This is a genomic window from Actinosynnema sp. NPDC091369 (assembly GCF_044757065.1).
Taxonomy (GTDB): Bacteria; Actinomycetota; Actinomycetes; order Mycobacteriales; family Pseudonocardiaceae; genus Actinosynnema.
Window position 1 is genome coordinate 125,292 of sequence record NZ_JBIVUG010000012.1, and the last position, 18,744, is coordinate 144,035.

Here is an 18,744-nt window from a genome sequence, read left to right on the forward strand (position 1 = left end):
AGTCATGAGCGTCGAGCGCAGCAAGGCGGCGCGGCACCGGCCGACCATCCACGACGTGGCGGCGGCCGCGGGCGTGTCCCGGGGCACGGTGTCGCGCGCGCTCAACGGCGGCCGCAACGTCAGCCCCGCCGCGCTGGAGGCCGTGCTGAAGGCCGTGCGGACCACGGGGTACGTCGCCAACCCGGCCGCGCGCAGCCTCGTCACCCAGCGCGCGCACTCCGTGGCGTTCGTGCTCACCGAGCCGCAGCAGCGGCTGTTCGAGGACCCGAACTTCAGCATCCTGCTCCAGGGCTGCACCCAGGAGCTCGCCGAGGTCGACGTGCCCGTGCTGCTCATGACCGCCAGCACCGAGGTGGAGCGCAAGCGCACGAGCCGCTTCATCGCCGCCGGCCACGTGGACGGCGTGCTGCTGGTGTCGTCGCACACCGGCAACCCGCTGCTGGAGGAGCTGCGCGACTCGGGCATCCCCGTCGTAGCCTGCGGCAAGCCGATCGGCCACGAGGGCCAGGTCGCCTACGCCGCCGCCGACGACCGCTCCGGCGCGCGGCTGATGGTCGAGCACCTGCGGTCGCGCGGGCGTCGGCGCATCGCCACCATCACCGGCCCGCCCGACACACCGGGCGGCGTCGAACGGCTCGCCGGCTACCGGGACGTGCTCGGGGCCGACGCCACCCCGGACCTGATCGCGCACGGCGACTACAGCCGTGCCGGCGGCGAGGCCGCCATGTCCGCCCTGCTGGACCGCGCCCCGGACCTGGACGCGGTGTTCGTGGCGTCCGACCTGATGGCCGCCGGCGCGCTGAACGTCCTGCACGACTCGGGCCGCCGCGTGCCGGAGGACGTCGCCGTGGGCGGCTTCGACGACTCCAGCATCGCCACCTCCACCCGCCCCGCCCTGACCACGGTGCGCCAACCGTTCCAGCGCATCACCCGCGAGATGGTCCGCCTCCTGCTGGAGCAGATCCAAGGCGAACCACCGGCCGCCTCCATCCTGCCGACCGAACTGGTCGTGCGGGCCTCGACCTGACGCCCCCGGGCGGGCGGCGTGCCCGTCAGCGGGCGAGTTCCACGGCTCTGCGGCGGGCCGTGACGGCTTCCGGGTCGTTGCCGTGCACCAGCAGTTGCAGGGTGCTGAGCACGGCCGGGTTGTCGGTGCGGGTGGTGTCGTGGCCGGAGGTGATGAGCACGCCGCCCGCGTCCAGGGCCGGGCGGACGTGGGCGAGCAGGTCGGCCAGCGGGGTGGCGGCCGTCAGCTTCACCGACTCCGCGTAGCCGTCGAGCGCGTCGGGGCGCAGCGACTGCAGGGCGAGCAGCGGGATCGAGCCGCTGGTGATCCGGAAGTTCAGGTCGAGCATGACCAGCCGGCCGTCCAGCGTCTCGGCGCAGTCCAGGCTGCACAGGCCGCGGTAGCCGAGGTCGGCGGCGCGTTGGGTGATCGCGAGGCACTCCGCGAGCAGGTCCGGCGGCAGCGGGCTGACCGGGCCGAAGCGACCGCCGACGTAGACGCCGGTGTCGTCCACGCGTTGTTCGGTGACGGCGAGCAGGCGGGCCGCGGCGTCCGGTCCGACGTAGAGCTGGACGCCCCAGTTGCGCACGAGGTGCAGGTACTCCTCGACCACGAACTCACCCAGCAGGTCGGTGAACGCCGGGAACGCGACCCGGTCGCCCGCCTCGTGCAGGTAGACGTCGAGGCTGCCGCCGTGCGCGTCGTCCGTGGCGGCCTTGAGCACCCAGGACCGCCCGGCGGGCGCGGCCTCGGCGAGGTCGGCGCGCGTGACGACGTCGCGGCGGGCGTGGAAGCGCGGGGCGACGAACGTGCTGATGGTGGCCTTGTTGTTCAGGTAGCCGACGAGGCGCGCGGTCTTGACCAGGCGGTCGTCGGGGCACAGCGCGGTCGGGTGCGGGTACTCCATGGAGATCGGCAGGCCGTCGGCCATCGCCTCGGTGACGCGGGCGGCGAACCCGGCCTCGTCGCGGAAGTCGCGCAGGTCGTCGCCGACCGGCAGGCCGCCGTCGCGCAGCCGCGCCAGCAGTTCCGGGTCCGTGCCGCCCGCGCTGCAGATGACCGGCGTGGCGCCGGCGACGGCGATCGGGCGTGCGGAGAGCGCGTCGACGGTGGTGCGGTGCCGGGGGTCGGCGGCGGCCGGGCGGGCGCAGACGGCGATGTCGGGTCCGTACACGTCGGTGAGCGCGCGAGGTGCGACTACGGCCTGAGGCAGCGGGGTGGAGGTGCTGATGGCGTGCTCCCGTGGGGGTGAGTCGGGACGGCCTCGAACGCCACACGGTGGTGTGGAGGTCGGTGCCGCAAGAGCCCGCCGGTCGCGGGGTGGGAGCGTGAAGCGTGCCGTTGGCCCGGCCGAGCGCCGGGAGCCGACTGCGCACCGTGGATGACCAGCCCGAACGGGGCTGTGCGCCTCAGCGTCCCACGTCACCCCCACCTCACCCAAACCCGAGAGTCGAACACTCAGGTCTCGAGAGTCGAACGCTCAGGACCCCCGAGTTCAACGCTCACGCCTAACGGTGTGTGGCGCGAGCGTTGAATTCAGGGGTCCTGAACGTAGGACTCTCGGGACCTGAGCGTAGGACTCTCGGGACCTGAGCGTTCGACTCTCGGGACTTGAGCGTTCGACTCGCGGGTTAGTGGGGGGTGAAGGTCAGGCAGAGGCGGAGGGGGTGTTCGGACCACGTGTTCATCGCGTACATGGCCAGCAGGCCGCCCGCCTCGACGGTCTCGGGGGTGGCCGGGGCGTTCAGGGACGCCTGGCCCAGCCACATCGGCGTTTCGGCCGGCGGGGTGGGGGAGGTCTGGGCGATCGAGATCCGCTGACCCTCGTGCTCCCGCACGGCCAGCAGCACGTAAGGCTCGGCCAGGTCGGCGGTGTGCGTGCCCGGCTCCACGGCGACGTACTCGCCCCGCTCCGCCGCCGCCGCGCTCACCCGGCCGATCCAGCGGAACGCCTCCAGCAACGTGTCCGTGGTCAGCGCCTCGTGCGCCTCGACCCCGGCCACCCGCGTCACGCCCGTCACGACGCCCTCGATCCCGCCGCCGTCCGAGCGGTAGCGGTGGGGCAGCATGATCGTGGACGACGACTCGTCCAGCGCGACCAGGTCGCGGAACCGCCGATCGGTCAACGGCGTGCGCGCGAGCGCCCCGAGCCCCAGCTTGCCCAGCACCACGTCCGGCTCGGCCATCCGCCAGAACGTGCACTCGTCGTCGATCCACAGCGGCAGGTACCCGCCCACCGGCAGGCCGGGCACGACGGTCGTCAGCGTCGACCCCACCTCCGGCACCGCCGCACCCGGCGAGAACGGCGGCAGCTCGGCGAACCGCGGGTCGACCCGCGCGGTGCGGATGACGTGGTGCGCCCACGCCCGGACGCGGGTCAGCGGGTGGTCGGCGAACTGGGCGTCGTAACGCGGGTCGTCGCCCTTGTGGAACGGCAGCCGCCCCTGCACCTCCGGCGCGTACGGGTGCGGCATGACCCACCCGTCGAACCCGAGCTGCGCCACCAGCACGGCCTCCCGCATGCCGGTCCGCCCCTGCTCCGCCGCCTGCATCTTGAGCACGGCGCTGCTGCCGGCCTTGGGCACGGTGAACGAGCCGATGAACACCTGCCCCGACGGCTGGTTCGGCAGCGGCACCTTCACCACCTGGAACAACGCGGGCACGTCGCCCAGCCGCACGTGGTGCGCCTCGATCAGGCACCCCACCTCGCCGGTGGCGACCGCCAGGTCGTGCCGCAGCTTCGGCATGTCGTCCAACGACGCGGGCAGGTCCGGCACCAGGTCGAAGTAGCTGAGGCTGACCTGGTCACCGGTGGTGGGGTTCACCCAGGTGTTCTGGTCGTGGTGGTGGAGGCCGGTCGTGTCGAATGCGATGGGCACCCGTTGACCCTATTGGGCGACACCCGTTCGTCCACCACGCCCACTGTCACCGCACCAGGCCGTGCTCGTAGGCGTAGATCACCGCGTGCACCCGCGTGCGCAGCCCGAGCTTGGTGAGGATGCGGGCGACGTGCGTCTTCACCGTGCCCTCCTCGATGGTCAGCGCACCGGCGATCTCCGCGTTGCTCAGCCCCCGCACCACGTGCGCCAACACCTCCCGCTCACGCGCGGTGAGCCGGTCGACCGGGCGGGGCGCCGGTCGGGGTGACAGCTGGGCGAACCGGGCGATGAGCCGTCCGGTGACCCTGGGGTCGATCAACCCCCGTCCCCCGTGCAGCCCGCGCACGGCGTCCAGCAACAACGCGGGGTCGCTGTCCTTCAACAGGAACCCACCCGCGCCCGCCGCCAACGCCCCGAACAGGTACTCGTCCACGTCGAACGTCGTCAGCGCCAGGACCTTCGGCCCGGCCCCGCCCAGCCGGGTGATCGCCGCGATCCCGTCGCCGTGCGGCATCCGCAGGTCCATCACGACCACGTCGGGCCGCCGGGCCAGCGCCACGTGCACGGCCTCCGCGCCGCTCGCCGCCTCACCGACCACCTCGATGTCCGGCTCGCCGTCCAGCACCATCCGCAGCGCGTCCCGCACCGCCGCCTGGTCGTCGGCGACGACCACCCGGATCGCCACTACGCCGTCCCTCCCGTCGGCAGCTCGGCGCGCACCCGCCACCCGCCCGACTCGCGCGGCCCGACGGCGAGCGTGCCACCGAGCTGCCGCACCCGTTCCCGCATCCCCCGGATGCCCTGCCCCTCCAGCCGCGGCGAGTCCGCCACCGGTCCGTCGTCGACGACGGTGACGACCAGCCGGTCCCGGTCCCGGTGCAACCGCACCTCCACCCCGCCCGCGCCGGAGTGCCGGACGACGTTGGTCAACGCCTCCCGCACCACTTGGTACGCCGTCCGGTCGACCGGGGCCGGCACCGCCCGCGCGGCCTGGCCGGACCACGTCACCGCGATCCGCCGATCCGGCCCGGACAACCGCTCGACCAGCCGGTCCAGCTCCGCCAACCCCGCACCGACGGGCACGTCCCGCAGCGTGCTCAACAACCCCCGCACCTCGTCCAGGGCGGACGACGACAGGTCCGCGATGGTCCCCAGCGCCCGGTCGGCGACCGGGGGCTCGCCGCCCAGCACCCGCCGCACGGCCGTCGCCTGCATCCGGATCGCGGTGAGGTGGTGGCCGACGCTGTCGTGCACGTCCCGGGCCACCTGCGCCCGTTCCTCGGCCAGCACGCGGTCGGCCTCCGCCCGCTGCACCCGCAACGCCTGCTCCGCCCGGTCCCGGTGCAGCCGCAGCGCGTACCCGGTCGCCACCGGCGCGACACCCATCACCACCAGGTCCGTCACGGTGAACACCTGCACCGGGCTGCCCGCGATCACCGCGCTGACCAGCACCCAGCACCCGCACACCGCGAGCACCAGCCCCGGCCCGCGCTCGCGGTGGTACACGGCCGCGCAGAACGCGCCCATGGTGACCAGCATGCCCGGCCACGCGGGCAGGAACCCGAGCCCGCCCAACCCCACCACCGCCGACAGCACCGCCGACGTCAACGGCAGCACGCGCCGCAGCACCAGCGGCAGGGTGACGCAGAGGCTGGAGCCGACCAGCAACCCCAGCCCCTGCGGCGGTCCACCCGGCCCCTCCCACCGCGCCAGGAGCACCAACGCCGCCGTGACGCCGACGACGAGCAGGACTTCCCGCAGGACCCTCACGCGGACCATCGTCTACGCAACGCCGCAAGCCGTCCCGTCCGGCGGCAGCACGCCGTCGACCAGGTACCGGTGGACGTGCTCGCGGACGCACGGGTGGCCGCTCAGGTACAGCGCGTGCCCGCCTTTCACCGGCAGGTACCGCGCGTTCCCGAGCTGCGCCGCCACCCGCCGCGCGTCCTCCGGCGGCGTGGTGGAGTCGTGCTCGCCACTGGCGATCAGCACCGGCCCCAGCCCGGAGACCCGCAGCGGGCGCGGCGGGTACGTGCCGGTGTCGGGCAGGCCGGCGCAGTGGTACGCCATCGGCCACGTAGCGACCCACCCGATGTGCGGCGTGACGCGGCGCAACCCGTCCTCCCAGGACTTCAGCACCCGGTGGTCGGAGGGGTACGGGAAGTCGGCGCAGAACGCGATCCGGGACAGGTCCGGGTCGCGCCCGCCGACGGGCTGCTCGGCGAACCGGGTCGCGTCGCCCGCGTGCGCCTCGGCGATGGCGCGCGCCAGGTCGGGCCACTCGCCTTCGAAGCCGGGGTTGGTCCGCGACGCGATCCTGGACGCGTTCACCGTCGCGTCGCCGGCCGGGATCGGCTCGCGCGCGGCCCGGGCGAGCACTTCGTCCCAGACCGCCAGCACGTCACGCCCGTGCAGCGCGCAGGTGGCCTCCGCGTCGCACCACCGCGCGAACCGCACCATGTTGTGCTCCATGGTCCGCGCCCGGGGCAGCAGCCAGTCCGTCCACGTCCGGCGGGTGTGGTCCAGCACGCTGTCCAGGTACATCCGCCCGACCCGGTTCGGGAAGAGCCGCGCGTACGCCTGCGCGATCACCGTGCCGTAGGAGTTGCCGTAGTAGTCCAGCCGCTCCTGCCCGAGCGCGGCCCGGATGGCGTCCACGTCGTGCGCGACCTGCCACGAGTCGAGCCGGCCCGCCAACGGCCCGGCGGCCACCCGCCCGCAGTCGACGCCGAACCGGTGGTTCGCCGTCCGGTACCGCTCGTAGGTGGCCCGGTCCGGGGACGCCCACTCCACGTTCTCCGGCAGCGGCGCCGGGTACGGGCACGCGATGCCGGCGCTCTCCTCGAACCCTCGCGGGTCGGAGACCACCACGTCGAACCACCGGGTCAGGTCGGTGAACGCGCCCTGGGCGACGCGCAGCACCGAGATCTGCTGCGCCGGCCCGCCGAGGTTGACGAACAGCACGCCCTTCTTCGTCGCCTGGTCCCGCGCGGGCAACCGGGCGACACCCAGCCGGACCCGCGCGCCGCCCGGCCTGCCCCAGTCCGCCGGCACGGTCACCCCGCCGCACTGCAACCCGTCACCGCAGTCGACCCACGACACGGCGTTCCCGGTGGCCTGCGCGACCCCCGGCGCGACGACGAGCGCGGCGACCAGGCCGACCGCGCCCACCACACCTGTGAACGTTCTCCTCATGCGCCCAGCCTGGGCGGCCGGCACCTGCCCGCGCGTCTGCCTTCCGACAGATCTTCCGAGCGGGAGCGGCACGTCCCGGAAGCGGGATCCCGCGCGGCGAGACGACGGGGCCGATCACGCCCACCGGCTTGTCCGTCAGCGGTCGGCGGTGGTCGGTGGGTCGGCGGCGAACAGGTCCACCTGGGGCAGGTCGTGGCCGAGGCGGTCGCGCTTGGCGGTCAGGTAGCCGATGTTGTGCCGGTTCGGCGGGGCCAGGTGCGGCACGCGGGCCGAGACCTCGATGCCGCGGGCCGTCAGCGCCGCGATCTTGTCCGGGTTGTTCGACATCAACCGCACCGACGTGACGCGCAGGTGCTTGAGGATGCGCGCGGCGGGGGAGTAGTCGCGGACGTCGACCGGCAGGCCGAGCGTGGTCGCGGAGTCGAGCGTGTCCAAGCCCTGCTCGTCCTGGAGCACGTGCGTGCGCACCTTGTCCACCAAGCCGATGCCGCGCCCCTCGTGGCCGCGCAGGTAGATCAGGATGCCGCCGCCCTCGGCGACGATCCGGTCCAGCGCCGCGTCCAGCTGGTCGCCGCACTCGCAGCGCATCGCGCCGAAGATGTCGCCGGTCATGCACTCGGAGTGCACGCGCACCAGCACGTCCTCCCGCGCGTCCGCCGCGCCGTGGACCAACGCCATGTGCTCGTGCCCGTCGGCCCGGAACGCCACCGCGCGGAACGTGCCGCGGCGCGTCACCAGGTCCGACTCCGCCACGTCCTCGTCGTTGAAGGCTCCTTCGCGCATCCGGCTCCCTCGTCGCACCCGACACCGGCGGGCGCGTTCACTACGCTCGGCCGGTACTCGCACGGTAGCTCGCAAGATCGGCGGAGGTCACCCTGTTCAGCATCACCGTTCGCGACCACGTGATGGTCGCCCACAGCTTCCGCGGCGAGGTCTTCGGCCCGGCACAACGGCTCCACGGGGCGACGTTCGTGGTGGACGCCCGGTTCAAGCGGGACGAGCTCGACGCGGACAACATCGTCGTCGACATCGGACTCGCGACCGAGCGGCTGCGCGCCGTCCTCGCCGAGCTCAACTACCGCAACCTGGACGACGTGCCGGAGTTCGCCGGGGTGAACACGTCGACCGAGTTCCTGGCCAAGCACATCGCGGACGCGCTGGCGGACGCCGTGCACGCGGGGGCGCTCGGCGAGGGCGCGCGGGGGCTGTCCGGGATCGAGGTCACGCTGCACGAGTCGCACGTCGCCTGGGCGAGCTACGAACGCGCGCTGTGACGGTCCACTTCGTCCGTCCCCGTGACGACCCGGCGTCGCCCAGCGGCGGCAACGCCTACGACCGGCGCGTCATCCAGGAGCTGGGTTCGGTGCACGACGTCGAGGTGCCCGGCGCGTGGCCGCGACCCGACCCGGCGGACCGTGCGGCGCTGGGCCGGGTGCTGGGCGGGATCGGGGACGGCTCGGTCGTCGTGCTCGACGGGCTGGTGGCGTGCGGTGTGCCGGACGTCGTCGTGCCGCACGCCGACCGGTTGCGGTTGGTGGTGCTGGTGCACCTGCCGTTGGCCGACGAGACGGGGCTGGAGCCGTCCGAGGCGTCCCGGTTGGACGCCGCCGAACGCGAGTGCCTGCGCGCGGTCCGCGCCGTCGTGGCCACGAGTCCGTCGGCGGCGCGGCGGCTCGTGTCGCACCACTCCCTCGCCCGGGTCCACGTCGTCACGCCCGGCGTCGACCCGGCGCCGTTGGCCACCGGCACGGACGGTGCCTCCCGGTTGCTCTGCGTGGCTTCCGTGACGCCGCGCAAGGGGCACGACGTGCTGGTGCGCGCGCTGGCCTCGGTGGCAGACCTGCCGTGGACCTGTGCGTTCGTCGGCGCGGAGCGGTGGCCGGTGCGCGAGGTGGTCGAGCGGCACGGCCTGGGCGCGCGGATCGAGCTGACCGGTCCCCTCGACGGACCGCCCCTGGACCGCGCGTACGCGACGGCGGACCTGTTCGTGCTGGCGTCGTGGGCCGAGACGTACGGGATGGTGGTGACCGAGGCGTTGGCGCGGGGCGTGCCGGTGGTGGCCAGCGCCGTGCCGGACGCGCTCGGCGACGGCGGGGTGCTGCTGCCCTCCGGTGACGTGGAGGCGTTCGCCGACGCCGTGCGGCGGTGGTTGACGGATGACGCGTGGCGGCGCGACCTGCGCGGTCGTGCCCTGGCGCGCCGTCGCGAACTGTCCACTTGGGACGAGACGGCGACCCGGCTGGCCGAGGTGCTGGCTAGTCTGCGGCCATGAGCACCTTCGCCCCGGAATGGCTGTCCCTGCGCGAGAAGGCCGACGCGGAGGCCCGCGCGCTCGACCTGGTCGACCGGCTCCGCAAGATCGTTCTGAACCGGTCACCCCTCGTGGTGCGTGATCTCGGGTGTGGCACGGGATCGTTGGGACGATGGCTCGCCGGACGGCTGGGAGGTCCGCAGCACTGGGTGCTGCACGACCGGGACCCCCGGCTGCTCAGCATCGCGGCGGCGACCGTGAGCGGGGTGACGATCGAGACGCACGAGGGTGACGTGACCGGCATGACCGGCGCGGACCTGGCCGGGACGTCGCTGGTCACCGCGTCGGCGCTGCTGGACCTGCTGACCGCCGAGGAGGTGGACGGGCTGGCGGGCGCGTGCGTGGACGCGGGGTGCCCGGCGCTGTTCACGCTGTCGGTGGTGGGCCGGGTGGAGTTCGACCCGGCGGAGGCGCTGGACGCGGACTTCGCGGCGGCGTTCGACGCGCACCAGCGCCGGGTGGTCGACGGGCGTCGCCTGCTGGGCCCGGACGCGGTCGACGTGGCGGTGGCGGCGTTCGAGCGGCGCGGCGCGGAGGTGACGACGAGCCCGAGCCCGTGGCGGCTGGGCCCGGAGCAGGCCGCGCTGGCGGGGGAGTGGCTGCGCGGGTGGGTGGGGGCGGCGGTCGAGCAGGACCCCCGACTGGCTGCCGGGGCACCGGCTTACGTGCGCCGCAAGCTCGAACACGGTCCGCGCGTGGTGGTCGGCCACGCGGACCTGCTGGCCGTGCCCCGGTGACGCGGCGGACGGCGGGGCGGTCGGGTCGGGTGGCACCCGGGGCACCGGGCGGTGCTGCGGCGGACCGCCCAGGAGCCGCGGGCGGTGTCCCGGCGGGCCCGCCCGCGACCGGACCCAGGCAGCGGGTCCGGCCGTGGCTCCGCCTCGTCGCCGCGGTGGCCATCCTCGCCGGCCTGGGGTGGCGGTGGGGTGCCGACGCGTTCCTGGACGGGCTCCGGGCGGTCGACGCGCGATCCGTCGCCGCCGCCCTGGGCATCGGCCTGCTGACCACCGTGGCGAGCGCGTGGCGGTGGTGCCTCGTCGCCCGCCGCCTCGGCCTGCCGCTCACCCTCGCCGCCGCCGTCTCCGACTACTACCGCGCCCTGCTGCTCAACGCCGTCCTGCCCGCGGGCGTGCTGGGCGACGTGCACCGGGCCGTGAGCCACGGCCGGCGGGCCGGCGACGTCGGGCGCGGAGTGCGTGCGGTGGTGTTCGAGCGCGCAGCCGGCCAGGCCGTGCTGATCGCCGTCGGCGCGGCCGTGGTGGTCACGGGGTCCGTGCCGGTCGGGGTTCCCGGGCCGGCCGTGCCGGTGGCCCTGCTCGTCCTGGCGTCGGCGTCCCTGTCGGCGAAGGTCCGCCGAGCGGTGCGCACCACCTGGCACGACGCGCGCACCGGCCTGCTCAACCGCGCGGTCCTGCCGAAGGTCGCCCTGCTGTCCGCCGTCACGGTGGCCGGGCACGTGGCGTTGTTCGCCGTCGCGGCCGGGGCCGCCGGCGCGCACGCCCCGCTCACCCGGCTGCTCCCGCTGCTCGTGCTCGCCCTGCTGGTGATGGCCGTCCCGCTGAACGTGGGCGGCTTCGGGCCGAGGGAGGCGTTCCTCGCGGTGGCGTTCGGGGCCGCCGGGCTCGGCGCCGCGCACGGCGTCACCACCGGCGTCGTCTACGGCGTGCTGGCGCTGATCAGCAGCCTGCCCGGCGTGCTCACCCTGTTCCGGACCTCAGAACAGCGCCAGGTACGGCCGGAACGACTCGACGAGGGCCGCGAGCACGTCCCGGCCCTTGTCGGCTGACGCCAGGGAAGGCCGCCCGACCACCCCGGACGTCGTGTACGGGCCGAGGCCCAGCGTGAGCAGGTGCGGCCGGTCGTCGGCCAGGTGGTCGGCCGTCTCGTAGCCTGGTCGCACCAGCTCCGGGTGGGCGTGCAGGAGGATGGACGTCTCCAGCTCACCGGCGTGCATGTCGCTGCGCGACGACGTCACCACCCCGGCGGCGGCCCGTGCCGCGGCCCAGTCGCCGCTGCCGGGGAACAGCGCCATCCCCTCCGACTCCTGCACCACGTTCGCCAGCACGTAGTTCCCGCCGTGCCCGCTGACCAGCACCAGGTTCGGCACGCCCGCCCGGCGCAACGAGTCCGCGACGTCCCGCACCACCGCGTGCAGCGTGCGCGCCGAGATGCTCACCGTCCCGGGCCACGCGGCGTGCTCGTGCGAGCACGAGATCGTGATCGGCGGCAGCACCTGCACGGGGTGCGCGTCGCCGATCGCCCGCGCGATGGCGCAGGCGACGACCGTGTCCGTGGCCAGCGGCAGGTACGGGCCGTGCTGCTCGTGGCTGCCGACGGGCAGCACCGCCACGGTCGCCGCGCGTGCCCGCACGTCCTCGGTGGTGTCAGGCAGGAACATGCCCGGAACCGTAGTCAACGCGGTGGCACAGCGGCGGCAGCGCGCCACCGGCCAGCAGCGACGGCAGGTCGTCGAACCGGCTCGCCCCGGTGATCAGCGCGTCGAACGCCGGATCGGCGAGCAGGTCCAGCGCCAACGCCATCCGCTCGGCGTACGTGCGGTCCGGCCGCGCCACCACGCCCACCTGGCTGCTGCGCACCCGCAGCCGCCGCGAGTGGAAGAACTCGCCCAGCGGCACCGACACCGGCCGGTCGCCGTACCAGCTCAGCTCCACCACCTGCCCTTCCGGCGCGAGCAGCGCCAACGACCGGGCCAGCCCTTCCTCGGACGCGCTCGCGTGCACGACCAGGTCGCAGTTCCCCTCGGCGTCCCCGGGCGACGCGAACGCGACCCCCAACGCGTCGGCCACCGCCGCACGGCCCGGATCGGCGTCCACGAGTTGCAGCCGCACGCCCGGGAACCGGGCCAGCACGGCCGCCACGCTGCACCCGACCATCCCGCCGCCGACGACCGCGATCCGGTCGCCGATCAACGGCTTGGCGTCCCACAGCGCGTTCACCGCCGTCTCCACCGTCCCGGCGAGCACGGCCCGTGCGGCGGGCACCGCGTCCGGCACGGGCGTGACGGCGTCGGCCGGCACCACGTAGTGCGTCTGATGCGGATGGAGGCAGAACACCGTGCGGCCGAGCAGCGGCCCCTGCTCCACCACGCCGACGTTGAGGTAGCCGTACTTCACCGGCCACGGGAACTCGCCCTCCTGGAACGGCGCCCGCATCACGTCGTGCTGGCTCTCCGGCACGCCACCGCGCAGGACCAGGCTCTCCGTGCCCCGGCTGATCCCCGAGTGCAGCGTGCGCACCAGCACGTCGTCCGGTCCGGGTTCGGGCAGCGACACCGCCCGGATCTCACTTTTTCCCGGAGAGGTGAACCAGAGGGCCCTCGCAGAGCGTGTCACCTAGTACAACCTCCGAACGACGAGGGGCACGATGACGACACTTCACCACACCTCGGCCCGGCTCGACACCGAGCCGGCCGCGTGGGCCGGGGGCCAGCTGGTCCTGCTCGGCGTGTTGGAGGGCACGGTCGGGCTGGGTCTGCTCGGGTGGCTCGCCGGCATCGCGCACGCGGTGGCCAACCAGGCGTTGCTCGGCGGTGCGGTGCGACGGGCGGGGTCGGCGCTCGGACCGGCCGACCGCGTCACGTCGGCCAGGGGGCTGCTGGTCGGTGCCGTCACGGCCCTGGTGGCCGACGGCGGCGACCACACCGCGCTGCTGGTCGTGCTCGCGTCCGCGGCGCTGGCCCTGGACTTCGTGGACGGGCAGGTCGCGCGCCGCACGGGCACGGCGTCGGCGCTGGGCGCGCGGTTCGACATGGAGGTCGACGCGTTCCTGATCCTGGTGCTCAGCGTGCACGTCGCCGCGGACCTCGGCCCGTGGGTGCTCGTGATGGGCGCGCTGCGGTACGCGTTCGTCGCGGCGTCCTGGGGCTGGGGGTGGTTGAGGGGCGCGCTGCCGCCGAGTCGGGCCCGCAAGGTGGTGGCGGCCGTGCAGGGGGTCACCCTGGTCGCCGCCGCTTCCGGCCTGCTGCCGCTCCCGACCGTCCTCGTCGGACTCGCGCTCGCCTCGCTCCTCTGGTCGTTCGGCCGTGACATCGCCTGGTTGTGGCGCAACGCCCCCGCACCGCTGGGAGGAGCCACCCGTGGCTGACGCAGCTCGCCCGAACGTCGTCCGCACCGTCGCCGGCATCGCCCTGTGGGTGTTGCAGGTGCTGCTGGCCGCGTACTTCGTCCACAGCGGTGTGTCGCTGCTCGGCGACGACTTCGTGGGCAAGTTCGACAGGATCGGGTCCGGTCAGTGGCTGCGGTACGTGACGGGGGTGCTGGAGATCGCCGGCGCGCTCGGCTTGCTCGTGCCGATCCTCTGCGGGCTCGCCGCGTCGGGCCTGGTCGGCGTGATGGCCGGCGCGGTCGTCACGGAGCTGTTCGTGCTGAACGACTCGTCGGGCGCGGTGCTGCCCGCCATGCTGCTCGTGACGGCCGCCATCGTGGCGTGGGGTCGCCGCGGCACCACCCGGGACCTGCTTCAGCGCTTCGGGAAGTAGCGCAGCACGGCGACGTCGCCGAGCCGGGTCACGTCCTCCAGGTGGAAGCGGCGCGCCGGACCGCCCGGGAACTCCGCCGGGTTGACGAACCGGGGCGCTTCGGCCTGGCCGATGAGCATCGGCGCGACCGCCATCCGGATCTCGTCGGCCAGCCCGGCGGCCAGGAACGCGGTGTGGACCGTGCCGCCGCCCTCCACCATGAGCCGGTCCACGCCCCGCGCGCCGAGGTCGTCCAGCACCGCCCCGAAGTCGACCGACGGGCCGAGCGACACCACCTCCGCCAGCTCGCCGACGGCCGTGACCGCCCGCCCGTGCCCGTGCTCGGCGGTGTAGACGAGCTTGTCGCCGCCGTGGTGCCAGAACGCGCGCGTCGGGTCGAGGTCGCCGCTGCCGGTCACGGTCACCTTCAACGGGTGCTCGGGCCGGCCAGCCGCCACCCGGGCGGCACGGCGGCGCGCGTGCCTGACCAGCAGGCGCGGGTTGTCGCGGCGGATCGTCGCCGCGCCGACCAGGATCGCGCCGGACTCCGCCCGCGCCTGGTCGACGTGGTCGAAGTCCTCGGCGTTGGACAGCGGGAACCGTTGCGCGCCGCGGTCGTCGATGTGGCCGTCCACGCTGACGGCCACGCTGAGCAGGACGTACGGACGGGTCACGACCCCACCGTACCGACGGCGGCGTCTCGTACTTAAGGCCGATCCGCGGCGGGCGCGGCTCTCCTACCATCAGCGGGTGCCGCACGTCCTGCGCTCCACCTGGGCCGAACCCCGGCCGCACCACGCCCCGACGCGGGTGTGGCGCGACTGGGCGCTGGTGGGCGCGCTCGTGCCCGCCGCGCTGCTGGAAGCCGTCCTCCGACCGGACTTCCCGTGGCGCTTCCTGTGGGCGGCCGTCACGATCGCCCTGCTGCCCGCGCTGCTGTGGCGCCGAACCCGGCCGCTGCTCGTGGTCGTCCTCGCCTTCGGCGTCACGGGCCTGGTCCCGCTGATCACCGGCTACGCCCGCGGCGAGCCGTACACGACGGCGTTCCTGCTGGTCCTGGTGTACTCGGTGGTGCGGTGGGGTTCCGGCCGCGAAGCCGTGCTGGGCCTGGCCCTGGTGACCGGCAGCGCGTGCGTCTCCATGGCCCTGCGCGACCTGTCGCTCGCCGACGCGATCGGCGGCCTGACCGTCGTCTTCGCCGCCACCGCCCTCGGCGTCGCCATGCGCTACCGGTCCCGGCTGCGGACCCGCGAGCTGGACCGGGTCAAGCTCCTGGAACGGGAACGGCTGGCAAGGGACCTGCACGACACCGTCGCCCACCACGTGTCCGCCATCGCGATCCGCGCCCAGGCGGGCCTCGCGGTGGGGCAGCCGGACGCGGCCGTGGACGCGTTGCGCCTGATCGAGGCCGAGGCGTCACGCGCCCTCGCCGAGATGCGCGCGATGGTGCGCGTGCTGCGGCGCGGCGAATCGGCCGACCTCGCACCCAGCCCGCGCATCGCCGACCTCGAACACCTGGCCACCGCGCACCGCGCCGGCCCGTCGGTCGACGTGGGCATCACCGGCGACCTGGACGACGTGCACCCGTCGATCGACGCGGCGGTCTACCGCCTGGCCCAGGAAGCCGTCACCAACGCGCAGCGGCACGCCCGGCACGCCACCCGCATCGAGGTCCGCGTCGCCGCCGACGCCACGTCCGTGCACCTGCGCGTCAGCGACGACGGCGAGGGCACCGCGCCGACCACCCCGGGCTACGGGCTCATCGGCATGTTCGAGCGGGCGGACCTGCTCGGCGGCACCTGCGCGGCGGGCCCCGACGCCCGTGGCTGGACCGTGACCGCCACCCTGCCCCGGACGGGAACACCCGCATGAGCGTCCGCGTGGTCGTCGCCGACGACCAGGAGATCGTCCGCACCGGCCTGACCATGATCCTCGACGCCCAACCCGGCATCGAGGTGGTCGGCGCGGCGGGCGACGGGCGGGAAGCCGTGCGCCTGGCCCGGGGCCTGCGCCCCGACGTGTGCCTGTTCGACATCCGCATGCCCGGCGTCGACGGCATCGAGGCCACCCGGCTGCTGGCCGGCCCGGACGTGCCGGACCCGCTCGCCGTCGTCGTCATCACCACGTTCGACCTGGACGAGTACGTCTACGCCGCCCTGCGCGCGGGCGCCGTCGGCTTCCTGCTCAAGGACGCCGGACCCGCCCTGCTCACCCAGGCCGTGCACGCCGCCGCCGAGGGCGACGCGCTGATCGCACCCAACATCACCGCCCGGCTGCTCAAGACCTTCGCCGCCGCCGAACCCGCGTCACCCGCCCAACCCGTCGAACCGCTCACCGACCGCGAGGAACAGGTCCTGGCGACCGTGGCGCGCGGCCGCACCAACAGCGAGATCGCGAGCGAGCTGCACATCACCCTGAGCACGGTCAAGACGCACGTCGCGAGCCTGATGGCCAAGCTGGGCGCCCGCAACCGGGTCGAGATCGCCCTGTGGGCCTACGAGACCGGCCGGAAGTACTAGACCCCACCCGCCCGGAGGTACCGCCCGGCTCCGGCCCTTCGCCCGATGTCCCGCGCCGCGCCCGTCCGCAGACTTCCGCCATGACCTCCTCCCGCAGGGCCGCCTGGCTCGTGCCCACCGCGTTGATCGCGCTGACCCTCATCCCGATGGGAGGCGGCGCGCTGCGCCTCACCGACCTGGCCGCGGGCGAGGTCACCCCCGAGAACGCGCGGTTCTTCGCCGCACCCGTGCCCGTGCTGCTGCACATCTTCAGCGCCGTCGTCTACTGCCTCGGCGGCGCCTTCCAGTTCACCTCGACCAGACGCCGCCACCGCTACCTCGGCCGGCTCCTCGTCCCGGCCGGCCTCCTGATGGCACTGACCGGCCTGTGGATGACCCTCTTCTACCCCTACCCGGAAGGCGACGGCGACCTGCTGGCCGCGTTCCGCCTCGTGGCCGGCTCCACCACCGTCCTGGCCCTCGTCCTCGGCTTCCTGGCGATCCGCCGACGTGACGTCGCCCGCCACCGCGCGTGGATGATCCGCGGCTACGCGCTCGCCCAGGGCGCGGGCACGCAGGCGCTGGTCACGATCGCGTGGGTGCTGCTCGTCGGCCCGGCCGCCGGCCTGACCAGGACCCTCCTGCTCGGCCTCGCCTGGGTGATCAACGCCGCCGCCGCGGAATGGGTCATCCGTGAACCGCTCCGCCGCCGCCGCGCGTTGTACCGGTCAGGACCACTGGAGAGGACGGCATGACCGAACACGTCGCACGCCGGGCCGGCACGGCCCTGGCGGCCCTGTTCGTCCTGTTCGCCCTGCTCCTGCCGAGCGACGTCGACGCGCTGACCTTCACCACGTTCCTGCGCCTGCCGGTGGAAGCCCTGCTGGGCGTCGTCCTGGTGCTCGTGCTCCCCGAACGCGCGCGCGAACCGGCGGCACTCACCGCCGGCGCGTTCCTGGGCCTGCTGCTCGTGCTGAAGGCCCTGGACCTCGGCTTCGACGCGGTCCTGTTCCGCCCGTTCGACCTCGTGCTCGACTGGCCCCTGCTCGGTCCCGCCGTCGACTACGTGGACGTGACCGCGGGCAGGTTCGCCGCCGTCACCGCCGTGATCGCCGCCGTATCCCTGGCCGCCGCACTCGTCGTCCTGACCGCGCGTTCCGCCGCACGGCTCTCCAACGCGGTGACTCGCCACCGACAACCCGCCGCCCGCGCCGTCGCCGTGCTCGCCGTCGTGTGGACCACCCTGCCGATCGCCTCGCACGGCACCGCCGCGTTCGTCCACGACCAGGCGCTCCGCGTCGAGGCTGGCCTGCGCGACCGCGACGACTTCGCCGCGGAATCGGCCAACGACCCCTTCGCCACGAACGACGCACTGCTCACTCGACTGCGGGGCAAGGACGTCGTCGTGGCGTTCGTCGAGAGCTATGGCCGATCCGCCGTGGAACACCCGGACATCGCCCCGCACGTGACCGCCGCGCTCGACACCGGCACCCGCCGCCTGGCCGCCGCCGGCTACGGCTCCCGCAGCGCGTTCCTCACCTCGCCGACGGCCGGCGGCGGCAGCTGGCTCGCCCAGGCCACCCTCCTGTCCGGACTGTGGGTCGACAACCAGCAGCGCTACCGCACCCTGCTGGCCAGCGACCGCTTGACGCTCGGCGGCGCGTTCCGGCGCGCGGGCTGGCGCTCGGTCGGCGTCATGCCGGGCATCACGAAGACCTGGCCGGAAGGCGACTTCTTCGACTACGACCGGATCTACGCGTTCGACGACCTCGACTACCGCGGTCCGCGCTTCGGCTACGCCACCACACCCGACGAGTTCACCCTGTCGAGGTTCCAGCAGTTCGAGCGCGCCGACGCGCACACCCCCGTGATGGCCGCCATCCCCCTGCTGTCCAGCCACGCCCCGTGGTCGCCCGCACCCGGCACGGTCGGCTGGGACGGCCTCGGCGACGGCTCGGTCTACCACTCCATGGCCAACGGCGAGGCCCCCGCCGAAGCCATGTTCGGCCGCGACCCGACCCTCGTGCGCGCCGACTACGCCCGCACCGTCGAGTACTCCGTCAACACCCTCGTGTCCTACGTGGAGACCTACGGCGACGACGACTTCGTGCTCGTGTTCCTCGGCGACCACCAACCCGCCCCGTTCGTCACCGGACCCGACGCGAGCCACGACGTGCCGATCACCCTCGTGTCCCGCGACCGGACCGTCCTCGACCACGCGACCGCCTGGGGCTGGACCGACGGCCTGCGCCCCGGCCCCGGAGCACCCGTGCGCCCCATGAACACCTTCCGCGACCAGTTCCTGACCACGTTCGGCTAACGCCCGGTCACGCACAGGCGGCGAATGCACTACCGTCGATGAGGCAAACGGATCACTT

At 74.2% G+C, this 18,744-nt stretch carries 20 protein-coding genes; 11 read left to right on the plus strand and 9 right to left on the minus strand.

Going from position 1 to position 18,744, the window contains the following annotated elements; genetic code table 11:
- The first annotated feature begins 4 nt into the window (after positions 1-4).
- Positions 5-1,027, plus strand: coding sequence for a LacI family DNA-binding transcriptional regulator (locus ACIQMJ_RS33175; RefSeq protein ID WP_499764933.1), 1,023 nt, complete (start codon positions 5-7; stop codon positions 1,025-1,027).
- Positions 1,028-1,052: 25 nt separating this feature from the next.
- Here the strand turns inward: ACIQMJ_RS33175 and ACIQMJ_RS33180 are convergent, their stop codons facing one another.
- From ACIQMJ_RS33180 to ribA, 6 genes are all read right to left on the minus strand, one after another.
- Positions 1,053-2,180 carry a hypothetical protein gene (locus tag ACIQMJ_RS33180; RefSeq protein ID WP_499764934.1) on the minus strand — a complete coding sequence of 376 codons (1,128 nt, stop codon included), beginning with the start codon at positions 2,178-2,180 and terminating at the stop codon, positions 1,053-1,055.
- Positions 2,181-2,637: 457 nt separating this feature from the next.
- The gene (locus ACIQMJ_RS33185) at positions 2,638-3,885 is read right to left on the minus strand and encodes a hypothetical protein (RefSeq protein WP_499764935.1); all 1,248 of its coding nucleotides are present in this window, start codon (positions 3,883-3,885) and stop codon (positions 2,638-2,640) included.
- Between the two features lie 46 nt (positions 3,886-3,931).
- Positions 3,932-4,570 (minus strand): response regulator transcription factor, encoded by a 639-nt coding sequence (locus tag ACIQMJ_RS33190; protein ID WP_499764936.1) that lies wholly within the window; start codon positions 4,568-4,570, stop codon positions 3,932-3,934.
- A complete protein-coding gene (locus ACIQMJ_RS33195) occupies positions 4,570-5,655 on the minus strand; it encodes a sensor histidine kinase (RefSeq protein WP_499764937.1) in 1,086 nt (361 codons plus the stop codon). The genes ACIQMJ_RS33190 and ACIQMJ_RS33195 overlap by 1 nt, the downstream gene beginning before the upstream one ends.
- A 12-nt stretch (positions 5,656-5,667) precedes the next feature.
- Positions 5,668-7,080 carry an alpha/beta hydrolase gene (locus tag ACIQMJ_RS33200; protein ID WP_499764938.1) on the minus strand — a complete coding sequence of 471 codons (1,413 nt, stop codon included), beginning with the start codon at positions 7,078-7,080 and terminating at the stop codon, positions 5,668-5,670.
- A gap of 135 nt (positions 7,081-7,215) precedes the next feature.
- The gene (ribA, locus tag ACIQMJ_RS33205) at positions 7,216-7,863 is read right to left on the minus strand and encodes a GTP cyclohydrolase II (RefSeq protein ID WP_499764939.1); all 648 of its coding nucleotides are present in this window, start codon (positions 7,861-7,863) and stop codon (positions 7,216-7,218) included.
- Between the two features lie 92 nt (positions 7,864-7,955).
- On the opposite strand from ribA, the gene ACIQMJ_RS33210 reads away from it, so the two are divergent.
- The 4 genes from ACIQMJ_RS33210 (at position 7,956) to ACIQMJ_RS33225 (ending at position 11,177) form a co-directional block, all read left to right on the plus strand.
- Positions 7,956-8,354: a 6-pyruvoyl trahydropterin synthase family protein gene (locus ACIQMJ_RS33210; protein ID WP_499765017.1), complete on the plus strand. Its 399-nt coding sequence runs from the start codon at positions 7,956-7,958 to the stop codon at positions 8,352-8,354.
- Positions 8,351-9,352 (plus strand): glycosyltransferase family 4 protein, encoded by a 1,002-nt coding sequence (locus ACIQMJ_RS33215; protein ID WP_499764940.1) that lies wholly within the window; start codon positions 8,351-8,353, stop codon positions 9,350-9,352. The genes ACIQMJ_RS33210 and ACIQMJ_RS33215 overlap by 4 nt, the downstream gene beginning before the upstream one ends.
- Complete coding sequence (locus ACIQMJ_RS33220; protein WP_499764941.1) at positions 9,349-10,128, plus strand: class I SAM-dependent methyltransferase; 780 nt, start codon at positions 9,349-9,351, stop codon at positions 10,126-10,128. The genes ACIQMJ_RS33215 and ACIQMJ_RS33220 overlap by 4 nt, the downstream gene beginning before the upstream one ends.
- Positions 10,129-10,283: 155 nt before the next feature.
- Positions 10,284-11,177: a lysylphosphatidylglycerol synthase domain-containing protein gene (locus ACIQMJ_RS33225; RefSeq protein ID WP_499764942.1), complete on the plus strand. Its 894-nt coding sequence runs from the start codon at positions 10,284-10,286 to the stop codon at positions 11,175-11,177.
- Here ACIQMJ_RS33225 and ACIQMJ_RS33230 read toward each other — a convergent pair.
- Both ACIQMJ_RS33230 and ACIQMJ_RS33235 read right to left on the minus strand, forming a co-directional pair.
- Positions 11,106-11,789, minus strand: coding sequence for a creatininase family protein (locus ACIQMJ_RS33230; protein ID WP_499764943.1), 684 nt, complete (start codon positions 11,787-11,789; stop codon positions 11,106-11,108). The genes ACIQMJ_RS33225 and ACIQMJ_RS33230 overlap by 72 nt on opposite strands.
- Positions 11,776-12,744, minus strand: coding sequence for a zinc-dependent alcohol dehydrogenase (locus ACIQMJ_RS33235; protein WP_499764944.1), 969 nt, complete (start codon positions 12,742-12,744; stop codon positions 11,776-11,778). Before ACIQMJ_RS33235 ends, ACIQMJ_RS33230 begins: the two co-directional genes overlap by 14 nt.
- 31 nt (positions 12,745-12,775) lie before the next feature.
- Between ACIQMJ_RS33235 and ACIQMJ_RS33240 the strand changes: the two genes are divergently transcribed.
- Complete coding sequence (locus ACIQMJ_RS33240; protein ID WP_499764945.1) at positions 12,776-13,495, plus strand: CDP-alcohol phosphatidyltransferase family protein; 720 nt, start codon at positions 12,776-12,778, stop codon at positions 13,493-13,495.
- The gene (locus ACIQMJ_RS33245; protein ID WP_499764946.1) at positions 13,488-13,889 is read left to right on the plus strand and encodes a DoxX family protein; all 402 of its coding nucleotides are present in this window, start codon (positions 13,488-13,490) and stop codon (positions 13,887-13,889) included. Before ACIQMJ_RS33240 ends, ACIQMJ_RS33245 begins: the two co-directional genes overlap by 8 nt.
- Here the strand turns inward: ACIQMJ_RS33245 and ACIQMJ_RS33250 are convergent.
- Positions 13,871-14,542, minus strand: coding sequence for a RibD family protein (locus ACIQMJ_RS33250; protein WP_499764947.1), 672 nt, complete (start codon positions 14,540-14,542; stop codon positions 13,871-13,873). The genes ACIQMJ_RS33245 and ACIQMJ_RS33250 overlap by 19 nt on opposite strands.
- A gap of 76 nt (positions 14,543-14,618) precedes the next feature.
- Between ACIQMJ_RS33250 and ACIQMJ_RS33255 the strand changes: the two genes are divergently transcribed.
- The 4 genes from ACIQMJ_RS33255 to ACIQMJ_RS33270 all read left to right on the plus strand — a co-directional run bounded on the left by ACIQMJ_RS33255 (position 14,619) and on the right by ACIQMJ_RS33270 (position 18,686).
- The gene (locus ACIQMJ_RS33255; protein WP_499764948.1) at positions 14,619-15,740 is read left to right on the plus strand and encodes a sensor histidine kinase; all 1,122 of its coding nucleotides are present in this window, start codon (positions 14,619-14,621) and stop codon (positions 15,738-15,740) included.
- Positions 15,737-16,387 (plus strand): response regulator, encoded by a 651-nt coding sequence (locus ACIQMJ_RS33260; protein ID WP_499764949.1) that lies wholly within the window; start codon positions 15,737-15,739, stop codon positions 16,385-16,387. Before ACIQMJ_RS33255 ends, ACIQMJ_RS33260 begins: the two co-directional genes overlap by 4 nt.
- Positions 16,388-16,467: 80 nt before the next feature.
- Positions 16,468-17,121, plus strand: a complete 654-nt coding sequence (locus tag ACIQMJ_RS33265) for a DUF2306 domain-containing protein (RefSeq protein ID WP_499764950.1) — start codon at positions 16,468-16,470, stop codon at positions 17,119-17,121.
- Positions 17,118-18,686 (plus strand): sulfatase-like hydrolase/transferase, encoded by a 1,569-nt coding sequence (locus ACIQMJ_RS33270; RefSeq protein WP_499764951.1) that lies wholly within the window; start codon positions 17,118-17,120, stop codon positions 18,684-18,686. Before ACIQMJ_RS33265 ends, ACIQMJ_RS33270 begins: the two co-directional genes overlap by 4 nt.
- Positions 18,687-18,744 lie beyond the last annotated feature (58 nt).

What these genes read in the sequence shown, in the direction of transcription:
- ACIQMJ_RS33175 (WP_499764933.1), top strand. Translation starts at nt 5, where the DNA reads ATGAGCGTCGAGCGCAGCAAGGCGGCGCGGCACCGGCCGACCATCCAC.
- ACIQMJ_RS33200 (WP_499764938.1), bottom strand. Translation starts at nt 7,080, where the DNA reads ATGAGGAGAACGTTCACAGGTGTGGTGGGCGCGGTCGGCCTGGTCGCC.
- ribA (WP_499764939.1), bottom strand. Translation starts at nt 7,863, where the DNA reads ATGCGCGAAGGAGCCTTCAACGACGAGGACGTGGCGGAGTCGGACCTG.
- ACIQMJ_RS33220 (WP_499764941.1), top strand. Translation starts at nt 9,349, where the DNA reads ATGAGCACCTTCGCCCCGGAATGGCTGTCCCTGCGCGAGAAGGCCGAC.
- ACIQMJ_RS33230 (WP_499764943.1), bottom strand. Translation starts at nt 11,789, where the DNA reads ATGTTCCTGCCTGACACCACCGAGGACGTGCGGGCACGCGCGGCGACC.
- ACIQMJ_RS33240 (WP_499764945.1), top strand. Translation starts at nt 12,776, where the DNA reads ATGACGACACTTCACCACACCTCGGCCCGGCTCGACACCGAGCCGGCC.
- ACIQMJ_RS33260 (WP_499764949.1), top strand. Translation starts at nt 15,737, where the DNA reads ATGAGCGTCCGCGTGGTCGTCGCCGACGACCAGGAGATCGTCCGCACC.
- ACIQMJ_RS33265 (WP_499764950.1), top strand. Translation starts at nt 16,468, where the DNA reads ATGACCTCCTCCCGCAGGGCCGCCTGGCTCGTGCCCACCGCGTTGATC.
- ACIQMJ_RS33270 (WP_499764951.1), top strand. Translation starts at nt 17,118, where the DNA reads ATGACCGAACACGTCGCACGCCGGGCCGGCACGGCCCTGGCGGCCCTG.